The sequence below is a fragment of the Rhodococcus sp. ACPA4 genome, assembly GCF_002300185.1.
GTDB classification, from domain to species: domain Bacteria; phylum Actinomycetota; class Actinomycetes; order Mycobacteriales; family Mycobacteriaceae; genus Rhodococcus_F; species Rhodococcus_F globerula.
Genome location: NZ_NSDY01000001.1, coordinates 2,886,753 through 2,902,764 on the forward strand (window position 1 = coordinate 2,886,753; position 16,012 = coordinate 2,902,764).

Genomic DNA, 16,012 nt, shown 5'->3' on the forward strand with positions numbered 1-16,012 from the left:
TGCTTGCTACGTCACATCAGAATCCTCTCCGTACCGCACCAGGTCAAAGATCTGAGAGAGAACTGATGGCGCCATCATCTCGGCGTGCGTGGCATCGACCGAGTGTTCGCGAATGATCGCGACCCGATCCGACCATCGCTCGACCAAGTCGCGATGACGATGGACATCTCTCTGCGCAACAACAAAATCCACAACCCCGAGGAAGAGCCTCGGCTCGTGGTCGCTCGCCATTCTGGCAAGTTTCTCCACTCTCTCGGAAGCAGCTTCAAGGAGTTCAGCGGTCACAAATTCCAGGTGAGCTCTGGTGCGAATTTCGTCGGCCGCCTGCGCAAAGGTCAGATCGACGCGCGGCGCTTCCAGCTCGGTCAGACCCAGTTCGGCAAATAGCTCGCCAGCGGTGGGAGCTGCTTGAATGGCCGGTATCCGCTCCGGCGGCAACGTATCGAGCATGACAACCGATCCGACGCTCGCGCCGGACTCCTCGAGCGCCACCGCCATCTCCTGCGCGACAGTTCCACCGAGCGACCAGCCGAGCAGGTGGTACGCGCCCTCGGGTTGAACGATCCGCACCGCGTCCACGTACCGTTCGGCAAGTGCGTTGAGGGTTCCGGGCAGCTCGCCCGCCCCCGTTGCCTGCACTCCGTAAACCCGACGTCCGCCCAGGTGCTGCGCCACACCCGCGTAGCACCACGCCAATCCGCTCACGGGGTGAACGCAGAAGAGCGGCGGACGCTGATCGAGTGGATCTCCCCCGAGCAGGACAATGGTGTCCATCGGATCGGTCTTTCCGCCGGCCTCGATACGTTCGGCAAGTTCGGCAACGGTCGGATCGGTGAAGATCCATTGAACCTGCACGTCACGATCGAGCCGCGTGCGAAGCGTCGACGCTACGTCAACCGCGCCCATGGAGGTTCCGCCGAGTTCGAAGAAATTGTCGAACCTGCCAACCGTGTGCGCGGATGTGTTGTGCGCAAACGCTTGTGCGATGCACTCTTCCAGTTCCGTTTCGGGTGGCTCGATCACACCTGAGACGCGGTGGTCCGGCGCCGGCAATGCCACCTTGTCGACCTTGCCGGACGGTAGCACCGGAACCGCGTCGATCACCGTGACGGTTGCGGGAACCAGGTGACTCGGCAGGGTTGCCGAAACAAACTTTCGCAGACTGCTCGGATCCGCCGACGCATCCTCGAGCGTGACGTACGACGCCAGTTCCCCGTCCACCACAACGGTTACCGCAAACGTGACAGCGGGATGCTGACGCAATCCGGCGTCGACCTCGGCGGGTTCGACGCGGATGCCGCGGATCTTCACCTGGTCGTCGTTGCGGCTCACGAATTCGAGGGCACCGTCGTTTCGCCGTCGTCGAACGAGGTCTCCGGTGCGGTACATCCGGGCACCGGGACGGTTCGGGTCGGCAACAAACCGAAGAGCTGTCCGCTCGGGCGCGTGGATGTATCCGCGGGCAAGGTTGTGACCGGCGATGTAGAGCTCGCCGGTGACGCCGTCGGGAACGGGATGCAGCCTGGAGTCGAGGACAAGCGTCGACGCTCCGTGCACGGGGCCGCCGATCGCTGTGTCGCCGCCGGTTATCTGCGCCGACGTTGCCGCCGCGATCGTGGTCTCACTGGGTCCGTATCCGTTGAAGATCCGATGCCGAGGGGACCACTGCGCCGCCAGGTCCACGCTCAACATCTCTCCCGCCGATTCCACTGTCAACGAGGGGATCTCGTTCGGGTCGAGTGTCGAGAGAACGGTGGGCGTTGCGATGAGATGGGTGATCGCGTGCGAGACGATGAATTCCGTCAGTTCGGCTCCCGCGAAGACATATTCCGGTGCCAGAACCAGTGTTCCGAGCGCGGCCGGCGCAATCATGAATTCGAGAACCGAGGCGTCGAAGGTAGGTGACGCCAGCTGCAGGATGCGCATGGCGGTGCCCGTCTCGAACATCTCGAGGTGGGTGGCACACACATTTGCCAAGCCGCGATGAGATACCGCAACGCCTTTGGGCGTGCCGGTCGATCCCGAGGTGTAGATGACGTAGGCGAGGTTGTCCGGGTGAGCTGCGCGTGCGCCGGTCAGCGGCGTTGTTGCAGTGCGATCGGACATCGGAATCCATGTCAGCGACGAGGACAGCGAGCGCGTGCCTGCCACGCACAATCCGAGGGTCGCTCCGCTGTCGGCAACCATCGCTTCGAGTCGCTCACGGGGCTGATCCGGGTCCACGGAAACCCAAGCGGCGCCGGCTCGCGTCACGGCCCAGAGTGCAACTACCCACAGATGTCCGCGACCAGTTGCAACGGCAACAACGTCGTCGGGCCCGATTCCCCGATCCACCAGTTCCTGAGCCCAGTATGTTGATTGGTCGAACAGCTCTTGGTAAGTCCATACCCGGCCGTCTGCCTCGAGCGCGATGGCCTCGGGAGCTTCAGCGAGCACATTGCCGATGAGTGCGGCCAGGGTGAGCGGCGCGATATCACCGCGACTGCGCTGCGGCTGGTTCGCTCGGTCACCGAGTACATCGATATCCCCCACCACACTCTGCGGATGCGCCACCACTTCGCCCAGAATCCGCACGAACCTCGCGGCAAACAGTTCTGCTGTCGACTGCTCGAACAGGTCGGTGGCATACAGCAATCGCAGGCGCAGACCGACGCCGGTATCGGTCAGATCCCAGGTCAGATCGTAATCGGCGGTTACGGGGGCTTCCCCCGCCAGCCGGAGCGGTTCGATCCCGGGCACACTCGGAAGTTCCTGTGCACGTTGATACGCAAGCATCACGGTGAAGAGCGGGTGTTCGTTTGCCGTGCGTGGCGGCGCGATTCGGGCAACCACGTCGTCGAAGGACACGTCGGCGTTGTCCATGGCCCCGAGGTCGACGCGTCGTACCTGGTCGAGGATGTCCGAGAATTGATCGCCTGGACGGATATTCGTCCGCAGCGCGACGGTACCCACCATCATTCCGACCATCGACTGCAGGTCCGGATCGTTTCGTAGGCTTACCGCTGTGCCGACAACCACGTCGTCGGTTGCGCTTTCACGCGCGAGCAGCACCGCGATCACGCTGTGCAGGAGCATGAAGACAGTCACTCCCTGCGAGTGGGCCAGAGCTGTCAGCCTCGCGTACAGGTCACCGTCAACCGCGGCGGACACGACGGAACCTTGTTGCGTCGGAGCAGCGGGCCGCGGGTGGTCTGTCGGCAGCGGCAAAACACCGTCGACACCGCGAAGAACTGTTGTCCAGTAGTCCAATTGGCGGTGAGCGAGTGAGGTCGGATCGTTCTTGTCACCGAGCACGCCGCGCATCCAGATGCTGTAGTCCTGGTAGTCGACGGGCAGCGGGCGCCAATCCGGTTGATGCCCCGCACCTCTCGCAGACAGTGCGGCGGCAAAATCCGTGAGCACGATGCCCGTCGAACCGCCGTCGAGCGCAATATGGTGCACCACAACAACCAAGGCCCGGGCGCCGGAGCCGTCAACGGTCAACTGCACGCGCATCGGCGGTTGGTGTTCCAACTGGAATGGCGCGGACGCAAAGAGCGCTGCGCCATCGTACAGATCGCCGACAAGCACGGGATCAAGATCGATTGCCGCGACATCCGCGACTACTTGGTGTGGCCCGACGGAATCAGCGGGAAAGACGGTGCGCAAAATACTGTGCCGGGCAACCACATCCGATATGGCTTCCGCCAAAGCGTCTGCCTCGATGTCCGGTCCGATGGCGACCGCGAATACCAAGTTGTATGCCGACGACGCCGGACCGAGCTGCGAGCTCAACCACATACGCTGCTGCGCGGGAGCCAACGGCACCCGGCTTTCGGCGGCACGACTGGTGAGCGGTGGCCGGACCACAACGTCTTCGGCCGCATCGATCCAGCAAGCCAACGCACGCGGCGACGGATTCTCGAAAACCGCACCAACGGATACGCCGCGCCCGAACACCGAGGCCAGTCGACCCGCGACCACCGTGGCAGACAGTGAATCTCCACCGGATTCGAAGAAGTTGTGGCTCACACCCACAGTGCTGCCCGCGTGGTGCGACATCACTGCCGTCACCAATTCTTCTGTAGCAGTGAGCGGCCATGCGTAAGGCTTGGATTCGCCGAGGTGCGCGTGCAGTGCGCTCACATCCACCTTGCCGTTGCGGGTGAGCGGCAACGCATCGAGCATGACGATGCGTCCCGGCACGAGGTACCCGGGTAGCTGCGCCGCCATTTCATGTCGGAGCGCGTCTTCGCTGGTTTCCTCGCCAACGACAAATGCGGTGATCACGTCGCCAATCAGGAGCACGGACACAGCACTCACTCCGGGGAGCAACCGCGCCGCAGTCTCGATCTCGGCCAGCTCCACACGCACACCGCGCACCTTGACCTGGCGGTCCGACCGACCGACGAATCCCAATGCGCCGCTGGCTGTTCGGTGTACCAGGTCCCCGGTGCGGTAGCGTCGCCGCCCGCCCGCTGCCGCCACAAAGGATGTAGCCGTCGCGGCGGGATCGCCGAGATAACCCATCGCGAGACCGGGACCATTGACGTACAACTCCCCCACCCCGACAAACGGGACGGGGCGCAGAGCGGCGTCGAGCACTTCGGCTCCGGTACCGGTGATGGGTTCACCAATTCCGGTGTCCGAGTCGATATCCGCAAGAGTTGCCACGACGCTGGTTTCCGTGGGGCCGTAGGCGTTGAGCATCCGCGCGCCGGCACTCCAGGCGTGTGCGGTCGCGGGCGAGAGAACGTCGCCGCCCACGGCAACCACGTCGAGCAGTGGCAGTGCGGCCGGGTCCATCGTGTCGAGCACACCCGGGGTGGACAGTAGGTGCGTGATGCGGTGTTCTGCCACGAACTTTTCGAGGTCCCGGCCACCGTAGACGTCGGGTGGCGCTACAACCAATGCTGCTCCGCTGCCGAAGGCAAGCAACATCTCGAGCAGAGCGGCATCGAAGCTCGGGTTGTAGCCCTGCAGGACAACCGAATCCGGTGTGACGCGGTATCGCGCCACAGCTTCGTCCGTGAGCGGGCCGAGCCCGCGGTGGGTTACCGCAACTGCTTTGGGGTTACCGGTCGAACCGGAGGTATGGATGACGTACGCCACGGCGTCCGGATTCTGCGTGCCGGGAACAGGGCTGACCGAGTGCAACACCGACCGCAACTGACGCAGACGGGCGTCGGGGAAATCAGGGTCGATCGGCGCAAAAGCAGCGCCGGTCTTGGTTATCGCCCACAGACGGAGGACGTAGTCGATCGATCGCACCGCGCTGATCTCGATCACCGCGCCAGGTCCGGCACCGGCAGCCACAAGCTCACGTGCCAATTCGTTCGACGCGTCGTCGAGTTCTCGATACGTGAGCATCTCTGTGCCGTCGCGCAGTGCAACGTTGTCGGGAAACGCCACTGCGGTACGGGTGAAGATCTCACTCAGAGTCCGGGACGAATCAACGGGTGTTGCCACCCAGCTGGGTGCGGAGATCGTTGATGCTTCCGACGCCACCACGGAGGGGTTGGCAAGCGCGCGCTGCACAACGTCGACAAACAGGTCGGCCACCGATTGCGCAGTCGCGGCGTCGAAGAGCTCCCGCGCGTACACAACCAGCCCGTCCGTGTGGCCGTCCGGCCGCTCGGTCAGCGATACCTGCATCTCGAACTTGGCTGCGCCTGTCTCGATTTCGGTAGCACTGACGGCCAGGCCGGCGATGTCGACGTCGGGAATGGTGAAGTTCTGCAGTGCCAACGCAACCTGCGGCATCCGGCCACCGAGCATCGAGGTCAGAGCTTCCACGGGCACATCGCTGTGCTCGAAGGCCGCAAGATCGCGCTCACGAACCTGTTCCACGAGTTGGAGCATCGTCGTGTCGCGATGAATCTGTGCCCGCAGCGGGACAGTGTCGACAAACATTCCGATCAGATTGTCGAGGGCCGGTGATCGGCGGCCGTCCACCGCGGTTGCGATCACCACGTCCGAGCTGCCGCTAAATCTCGAGAGAACTGCTGCCAGTGCGGCGTGAAAGACCATGAAGGGTGTTGCCTGGGCCCGGCCGGCCAAGTCCGCGATCGCCGACGTGGTGTGGGCGTCCAGGGAGAACTCCACACGATCTGCTGTCCACGGCGTAGACACGAGACGGCGATCCGGCGTCAGCGGCGCCACCGAGGTGACGTCCGCGAGTTCCGTCTGCCAGTGAGATACCGATTCGGATTCCGAAGCCTGTTCCCACACTGCATAATCCGCGTACTGAACCGGCAGCGGCTGCCACTGCGGAGCCGAACCCGCGCGCCGGGACGAATAGGCAGCAAGCACGTCGTGAACGATCGGCACCAGAGAGCCACCGTCTGCGGCAATGTGGTGCACGTTCACCGCGAGCACATGATGTTCGGGCGCGAGTGTGAACAATGCGGCGCGAATGGGGAGCTGATTGCTCACGTCGAACCCTTGGGATGCAAAGGCATGCAGATCGGCATCCAGTGAGTCTTCGGTGGCAGAACGGGATTCGAGAGCCAGTTCCGCATCGGCCAGAATCTGCTGTACCGGTGGCCGCTGCGGGTAGACGGTTCGCAGGATCTCGTGCCGGTTCAGCACGTCACCGAGGGCGAGTTGCAAAGCCGCACCGTCGAGCTCACCGCGTAGGTCAACGGCAACCGGCAGGTTGTACGCGCTGCTGGTGGCGTCGAGGGTGTTGAGCACCCACATACGTTGCTGATTGCGTGAGAGCGGAATTTCTACCGGACGCGGACCGGCAACAATGTCCGCCACACCGTGATCGGAATCCGGCTCTTGTTCCAGCGCCGCAGCAAGTTCCGCGACGGTCGGGTGTGCAAACAGCAGTCTCAGCGAGATGTTCCGTGCCAGGGTGTTTCCTACCTGCGACGTCACTCGGGTAGCGAGTAGCGAGTTTCCGCCCTGATCGAAGAAGTGTGTGCCACGGCCGATGTGGTCGGTTCCGAGCACGCTGGCGAATACGTCGGCCACAGCGCGTTCGGTGGCGGTGCGCGGGGGCTCGAAGGGCAAGGCGGATACGCGGGGTGTCGGCAATGCGCGCACGTCGAGCTTGCCGTTCACCACGGGCGGATCGCCGTGGAAAACCACAACGGCACCCGGGACCATGTACGACGGGAGCGCATCGGCGAGCCTGCGGCGCAGGTCGTCACCGTCAAGCTGCGCACCACGTTTCGGGCGCACATACGTCACCAGCATCGGAGTGTCCGCGGTGCTGGTGCGGAGAACCGTTGCGCAGAAGTCGACTTCCGTGATCGCTGCGATGGCCGCTTCGATCTCGGCAGGCTCGATCCGCACACCGTTGACTTTCAACTGCGCGTCGTTGCGGCCTAGGTAGTGCAGCCGGTGGCCACTACCGGTGTTCTTCCACATCACCAGATCGCCGGTGCGGTACATCCTGGCGCCGCCTGCGGTGGCGACAAAGCGTTCGGCCGTCCATTCGGGGTGACCGGCGTATCCACGCGCAAGCGCAGCGCCCGCAAGGTAGAGCTCGCCCGCGACGCCAGGTGGAACCGGCTCGAGGAAGTTGTCGAGAACAAACGCGTCGACGCCGGCTACGGGATACCCGATCGGGATGTCGCGGCCGTTTGCGATAAGCGGTTCTGTCGCAACGGTGTACATGGTTGCCTCGGCCGGACCGTAGCCGTTCACTACGCGTCGTCCCGGTGACCATCGTTCGACAATGTCGGCGGTCAGGCGCTCACCACCGAGCATCACCATCTCGAGGTGCGGCAGATCGTTGTCCTCGACCGTCGCCATCACCGTCGGTGTGATGCACAGGTGTGTGATCTGTTCGCGTCGAAGCAGGTCGGTGAGCGCGGGACCGGCAAACTCGGCATCCGACGCGAGCACCAGTGTTGCGCCGCTCGAGCCGGCGATCAACACCTCCAGGAGCGTCATATCGAATCCCGGTGCGCCGCGGTGAAGTACGCGCGAACCAGTGCTTGCGCGGTAGCGCGCTGCCAGATCGGCGTCGAGTGCTCCCAGACCCTCGTGCGTGACCACGACGGCTTTGGGCGCGCCCGAGGTACCCGAGGTGAACACGACGTAGGCGGCGCCGCCGCTGGGGATCGTCTCTGTCGCTGCAGCACCAAGATCTGGGGAAAGCACCGCGCTGAGCGCATCAAGGGTGCGCGACGCCGGTTGAGCGGGGTCGATCAAGGCGGGCGCCGCACCGGTCTTGGCGATGGCCCACAACCGGACGATGGAATCGACAGTGCGATCCGCCGTCCACGGGATCACCCGTTCGGGCCCCGCACCGTCGGCGCGCAAGTCCGCCGCGGCAACGTCGGAGCGGCGATCGAGTTCGCGATAGGTCAGGGTATCGCCGTTGCCGGTAACTGCCAGCGCGTCCGGTGCGGTGCGCACTCCACGGGTGAGCATCGACGCCAATGTGGTTGTCGCGCTGGTGTCGACCCCGCTGGCCGGAACCAACGCGGCGCGCTCACCGGAGTCCAGGAGATCGATCCGTCCGAGGATCACTGACGGATCAGCGGCTACCTGCTCGAGCAAGCGCACGTACCGTTCCGCGAAGCGGCTGACCGAGGCTGCGTCGAATAGATCTGCGTTGTAGGCAAATTCCAGACGCATCGGGTGATCATCTGCAGCGTCCGTCACATTGAGCTGAAGATCGAAGTTGGCGTGTTCGAACTCTGCGACCATCGGGGTGAGAGTCAGGCCCGGCAGTTCCCAGCTGGTCGGCCGCGGCGCCTGGAAGGACAGCGCGATCTGGAACAGCGGGTGGTGCGACGGCGACCTGGCCGGATTCAGCTGTTCGACGAGCGTCTCGAAAGGCATGTCCGCGTGGGTGTATGCGGCCAGGTCCTGCTGGTGAACGTGGCCCAACAACTCCGCGAAGGACGCGGTTCGATCGATCGTGGTTCGCAGAACCAACGTGCCCGCGAACATTCCCACCAGATCGTCCAGCTTGGGATCGGAGCGGCCGGCCACCACTGTCCCGATCGGCACGTCGGCGCTGGCGCTGTACCGCGAGACGAGTGCGGCCAGCGCGGCATGCATCACCATGAACGTGGTGGCGTTGTGTGATCGTGCCAGGGTGTCGAGCAGCCCGCGCAAGGAATCACCGAGCTCGACCTGATGGGATCGGCCCAGGCCCGACGGCGTCAGCGGCCGTGGATGATCCAGCGGCAACGTCACCTGATCTGGCAAACCGGCCAGGTTCTCCAGCCAGTATTCGGCGACATGATCGGGAACTCCCGAATCGCGCTGCCACACGCTGTAATCGGTGTACCGAACCGGCAACGGCTGCCAGGACGGCGCGACGCCCTTCGCGTGGGCGGTGTATGCGGTGACGGTGTCTCGAATCAACGCGTCCATCGACCACGCGTCCGCGGCAATGTGGTGGATCACCAATGCCAGAACATGAGAGCCCTCGTCGAGGCGGAACAGTTCGCCGCGAACCGGTGGATCCACCGTCACATCGAAGCTTGATCCCACCAACTCGGCAACCCGGTCCATGACCGATTCAGAGCCGATTGTCACGGGTTCGAGTGCGGGAGTGACCAGTTCGGCCTCGAGCACCACCTGACGCACACCGTCGACTCCCACCGGGTAGACCGTCCGGAGCGTCGCGTGCCGCTCTACTACGTCAACCGCGGCTTTGCGCAGCGTCTTGGCGTCGACGTTTCCGTCGAGTCGCAGAATCACGGGAATGTTGTATCCGGCTGCGGTGGTGTCGAACTGGTTGAGAATCCACATGCGGTGCTGAGCCGGCGAGAGGATCAATTCTGCATCGCTGCCGGCAGGTTCGAGAGCGATGCGTCGACGGCCACTGCCGATCCTGGCGCTGATGCCTGCGGCCAATTCGCTGACGGTGGGGCGCTCGAATACTTCACGCACATCGATGTCGGTGTCGAAGACCGCGCTCAACCGGGTAGACAGACGGGTCGCGATAAGAGAGTTTCCGCCCTGGTCGAAGAAACTCCGTGCGACGTCCACGGTTTCGAGGTGCAGGAGTTCGGCGAATACTGCTGCAACGGTTTCTTCCATCGGGTCGCGCGGTGGCCGCCCGTGGGTGGGGCGCGAGGCAGGCTCAGGCAATCCTGCTCGGTCGAGTTTGCCGTGCGCGGTGATCGGCAGTGCGGGCAGCGGCACAATCAGCGTGGGCACCAGATGAGCGGGCAACTGGTTGCGCAGATCCGTGACAACGGCGTCCGCATCCCCGCTGTCCGGCGCGATGTAGGCCACCAGCGCCGGTCCGGTGGGCAGCTCACGCAGAACTACTGCGGCCGCGCTGATCTCGGGCCGACGCAACAGCGCCGCTTCGATCTCGCCCGGCTCGATGCGATAGCCGCGCAGCTCTACCTGACTGTCGGCACGACCGATGTACCGCAGCGCGCCCCGGTACATCCGAACCCTGTCGCCGCTGCGGTACATCACCGATCCGGCAACGGCGGGTTCGGGAACAAATCTGGTTGCACTCAGTGCGGGCTTACCGAAGTATCCGGCCGAAACCTGCGGGCCGGCAACATACAGTTCGCCGACGGTACCTTCCGGCACCGGCCGCAACGAGCTGTCCAATACATACGTACGGAGTCCGGGAAGCGCCGTGCCGATGACTGAATCGTCGTCACCGGCGCCCGAAAGATCGAATGCTGTGACGTGCACCGTGGTTTCGGTGATGCCGAACATGTTCACGGCGCGAATCTCGCGATGGCTGGCGAGCCAGCCGCGAACCGAGCCCACATCCAGTGCTTCCCCGCCGAAGATCAACAGCCGCACGGGCAGTTCGGTGGACTGCGTGATCGCGGCAAGCGCCTGGAACGCCGACGGAGTCTGATTGAGAACAGTGACTCCTTCGTCTACCAGCAACTGCGCGAACTGCGGAGTGGACCGGGCGACATAGGCGTCGACGGGAACCAACCGTCCACCGGTTGTCAACGCTCCCCACATCTCCCAGACCGAGAAGTCGAATGCACCGGAGTGGAACATCGTCCACACGTCGCCTGCGCCTACATCGAGAATCTTTTCGGTTGCCGCCAGCAACGCGATGACGTTGGCATGTGACACCACAACACCTTTGGGGGTGCCGGTGGAGCCGGAGGTGTAGATCAGGTACGCGTCCTGCGCAGGTACTACCGCGCGGCGTCGGGCCAGGTCGGGATCCCCCACTGCCGCAACGTCGATCAGTTCGCGGCCGAAGTTCGTCAGGCGGGTCACCGCAGATTCGGCGCAGAGCACGTGGGTTGGTGCGGCGTCGCCGAGCAGATATTCGAGGCGTGCGTCGGGATAGTCGAGGTCGAGGGGAACGTACACACCGCCGGACCGAACTACGGCCAGCACCGCAACCACGAACTCCGGCGAGCGCGACAGCGCAACGGCCACCCGGTCTCCCAGCCGAACGCCGCGCTCGATCAATGCGCCGGCAAGCACTGCAGACCGATGTTCGAGCTCGGAGTACGTGAGACGATCTTCGCCGACGCCTACTGCAACGTCATCACCGTGTGTAACCACCTGTGCCAGAAACAGTTCTGCCAAGGAGTGTGCCGAGTGGGCAGGCTCCGACACAACCGGCGTCAGCGCATCATGTTCGCCAGCGCTCAGGATGTCGACAGCACGAAGCGTGATATCCGGCGTGGCCGTGACGGCTTCGCAGACTAGCAGCAGCCGGTCCATCCATCCGGTCACGGTCTCCGCGTCGAAGATATCGGCAGCGTAGGTGAGTGACCCAGCGATTCCTCCGGGCGAGCCGTCGGGAAGGCGTTCTTCACGGACGGCCATTTCGATGTCGAACCGAGCGTGATCGGGGGTGCGTCCCACGCCGTGTGCCGTCGCGGAGCCGAGTGCCATATCGGCCTCGGTACCAAACGCGTCGAGCGCTAGCACAACACGGAACAACGGATTCCGGTTCAGTCCGCGGTTGGGTGCAACCCGATCGACCACCCAATCGAACGGCACATCTGCGTGTGACATTGCGGCAAGATCGACATCGCGAACCTGTTCGAGGAAGGCGGCAAAGGTGTCCCCCGGCTTGGTCGCCGTTCGCAGGGCCACCGTGCCGGCAAACATGCCAACCGTGGAATCGAACGCCGGATGCGCGCGTCCGGACGTGGGAGTCCCGATCGCAAAATCCTCTGCGCCGGTGATCTTGTGGAGCAGGACTGCAAGCACTGCGTGCAGGGCCATGAACGTGGTGGCGTTGTGCTCGCGGGCAATCGCCGTCAGCTGTAAGTGAAGATCTGCCGGTATGTCGAACGCGATAGTGGCAGCGGGCGGCTCCGTACCTATCGCCCGTCGCCTGTCGGTGGGCAGATCCACGTGCGTCGGCAGCGACCGAAGCGTGTTCTCCCAGAACGCAAGTTGGTCATGAGCAAGACTTCCAGACTGATCGGGGTCACCGAGCGCTGCTCGCTGCCACACCGAATAGTCGCGATAATCCAGCGCTTGCACCGGCCAGTTCGGCTGTATGCCGCGAACGCGATCGTCATATGCCCGGACCAGGTCACCTACCACCGCACCGAACGAGAGTCCGTCTACAGCAATGTGATGAGCAACGACGGTCAAGCGGTGGTCGTGTTCGCCGAAAGACGCCAAGACCAAGCGCAGTGGCAGTTCGGCAGCGACGTCGAATCCGCGCCTGGCTGCATCTGCGGCCGCGGCGGCGTACTCGTCTGCGCCCACCTGCAGCAGGCTTGTCGTGGATTCCGCCAGGACCTGCACTGCTGTGCCTGCAGCTCCGATGGGATACATCGTCCGCAAGACGCGATGCCGCTGTTGGATGTCGGCAAACGCCAGCTCGAGCGCGTCGATGTCGAGCACTCCGCCGAGCGTCACCTCGAAAGAGACATTGTAGGCAGAAGATTCCGGGGCGAGACGCGAGAGCAGCCAGATACGTTGTTGCGCCAGTGACGGTTCCACCACGACATCGGCGGGGACCACAACAGGTTCCGGCAACGCCGATCCTGCGGCCGTTCGGCGAAGGTGCTGCGCGAGTCCCGTCGGTGTCGAGGCCTCGAACACGTCGCGGACACCTACGCGAATGCGAAGGGCCTCGGACAGCCTGTTCGCGACATACACCGCGGCAAGCGAGTTACCACCGGAGGCAAAGAAATCGGCATCCGTACCCAGCGATGCAACCCCGAGCACATCTGCCATCACGGCGGCAACAAGAGCTTCGTGGTGATCGACCGGTTGCAGCGCGACGTCCGCTTCGCGATGCGGCGCGGGTAGGGCATCACGGTCGATCTTGCCGTTTACGGTGGTCGGCCAGGTAGAGACCACGGTGACCGAGGACGGCATCATCGCAGCGGGTAGAACATTCGCCAGATGCTCGGTGACAAACGACGTCTCGGTGACAACCGACGTGTCGGTGGACTCAGGCCCCTCATCGGCCTTGAGTACAACGTACGCAGCGATTTCGCCGTCGCGAGCGACAGCCAGCGCCGACGCCACACCTGAGACGGACGTCAGTGCCGCTTCCACCTCACCGAGTTCGACCCGGACACCACGGATCTTGACCTGATGGTCTGCGCGCCCGACAAATTCGAGCTGGCGCTCTGCCGACCACCGCACGAGGTCGCCGGTTCGGTACATGCGACTCGACGGGTCTCCGTACGGCGCAGCAACAAACTTCTCTGCGGTAAGGCCCGCGCGGCGCACGTATCCGCGTGCCAGTCCGGGGCCCATCACATACAGTTCGCCGGTTGCTCCAATTGCGCTCGGCTGCAGACGTGCATCCAGCACAACGGCGGAGACGCCGTCGATGGGCCGGCCGATCGGCGGCCGCTGCGCCGGGTCCAGCGGTTCACTCATGAACGCGGTCACACTCGCTTCGGTGGGACCGTACGAGTTGACGACGCCGACGTACGGCGACCACCGCTCGATCAGATCCGGCGATGGCGACTCGCCGCCGACGTTGAGCATGCGCAGATCCGGCAAGCCGCTCGGATCCATCGACGACGCCACCGCCGGCGTGGACAGGAAGTGCGTCACGCGTTCTGCGCGTAGGTAGTCGGCCAGATCAGCACCGCCGATCAAGCCGGGCGGCACCACTACCGCGGTTGCGCCGGTTCCGTGTGCAAGAAGAAGTTCCAGTACCGCAACGTCGAAAGCGGGTGAAACAAAGTGAGCGACCCGGGCCGACGCGTCGACAACAAGATTCCTGGAGTGGGCGCGCAGCAGCGAAGTCGCGGCGCGGTGTGTAACCGGAACACCTTTCGGCTGCCCGGTGGAGCCTGATGTGTAGACGATGTAGGCAACATCATCGATCGCCGCAGCGCGCAGTACCGGTGTTTCGTGTTGATCGGCATCGTCGTAGCGATCGGTGTTGATGTCCACGTGCGTGATTCCCGTAGGCGCCGACCACGATCGCGGCGCAACTACGACGCTCACGCCCGCGTCCGCCAACATGAATTCGATACGTTCGGCCGGGTAGTCCGGATCGACAAACATGAACGCGGCGCCTGATCGGATGACCGCGCGGAAGGCGACTACCGACTCCGCCGAACGCGATGCGATGATCGCCACCACGTCACCGGCACCAACGCTACGATCAATCAGCTTGTTACACAGGAAGGCTGATCGAGAGCGGAACTCACCATAGGTGATCGTAGCGCCGCCCGCGCGGACAGCCGGCGTTCCGGCGCCGCCGGATCCCTCGGACAGAACTGCGTCGAGAGTCTGCGGCGAGATGGCCGGTAATCCCCTGCTGGGCACCAGCATCGCGTAATCGTCGGCGGTCAGCACGCCGAGGCTGCCCGCTGGAAGATCCTCGGGCGCATCGACAAGCTCGGTCAGAACCTGCACAAACTGCTGGTGGTGAAGCTCGAGGTCTTGCTCGCTGTAAACACCGGGGTTCGCCTCGAATCCCAACCGAATATCAGCGCCCGCAACCGCTGGGTAGATGCTGAAGAACAGATCGTCGATAGGGCCGGACGTGAGTACGTGAAATTCTCCGACAACGTCGCCGAGGCGAATAGTGTTGTGGAACATCATGATGTTCACGGCGGGTCCAGCCGAATCACGGGTTCCGCCGCGGCTGTCGGGGCCGGCCATGTCTTCGTAACGGAATCGCTGATGGCGCAGGGCGCCCGTCAACTGTGTGGAGAGCTGATTCACAAGTTGGGCCGCTGTCAATTCCGGATCAACCGACACGCGCATCGGCACGATATTGGCGAGCATTCCGCCGGAGCGTCGCATCGCGGCCGTCGTTCGTCCTGAAATGGGAAGGCTCAGAGTAACTTCGGTAACTCCGGCCATGCGGGCCAGGTACACGGCGTAGGCACCGGCGATAATCGGAACCTCGCTGGTTTCCCACAGTTTCGCAACTGTGGTGATCCGCGCGGCGAGATCTGCGTCCATGGTGCGGGTGAGCATGCGCTGCGGCATCGACGGCGCTGCGCGGCGCTCGGTCAACCGCACGGGTTCTGGCATACCGTCAACCAGCTGAGCCCAATATTGCCGGTCTGTTTCGAATCGGGAAGACGAACGATACGACGTATCCAACTGGTACAGCTCATGCAATCCGAGCGCACGTAAGGGCGGCACCTCAGTGTTTTCCACCAAATGTGTGTAATGCTCCGCAACTCGATTCATAAGCGTCATTGCGCCATGTCCGTCGAGTACCAAGTGGTGGGCGTGCGAATACCAGAAGTAATGATTTTCTGAGACGTGCAACAAAGTGGCGGCAATTAGACGATCGACCGACATATCAATCGGGCGTGAATATCTCAGCGTCATCCACTGATGTGCTGCTTCGAACGGATTCTTACTGCCGCGTAGGTCAACATAGCCAAGCGAATCGGGAATTGAAAGGTCAACAACCTGGTGTGGTGCCGCATCCGTCTCGACCAGCCGTACCAGCGCAGATTCGATCTCGCGGCACCCACGGTCCGTTGCTTCGATCAAAGCGGACACGTCGATAAGTCCCCGAAGTTCCACGTACTGGGCAACAACAAAAGGGGTTGAAGGATTGACTTGCTGCGCCAGCCACAGCGCCTGTTGGGCACGAGACAGCGGGAAAGAGTTCAAACCCGATACCTCCACCTTCATCAGCCCCGAATTATGT

At 63.5% G+C, this 16,012-nt stretch carries 1 protein-coding gene; it reads right to left on the bottom strand.

Annotated features, from left to right (window positions below; all coding sequences use genetic code 11):
- Window positions 1-6 precede the first annotated feature (6 nt).
- Window positions 7-15,996: a non-ribosomal peptide synthetase gene (locus CJ178_RS13135; protein ID WP_257013122.1), complete on the bottom strand. Its 15,990-nt coding sequence runs from the start codon at window positions 15,994-15,996 to the stop codon at window positions 7-9.
- Window positions 15,997-16,012: the final 16 nt, after the last annotated feature.

Bases quoted from the DNA above. Each gene is read 5' to 3' on its own strand.
- CJ178_RS13135 (WP_257013122.1), bottom strand. From the start codon at position 15,996: ATGAAGGTGGAGGTATCGGGTTTGAACTCTTTCCCGCTGTCTCGTGCC.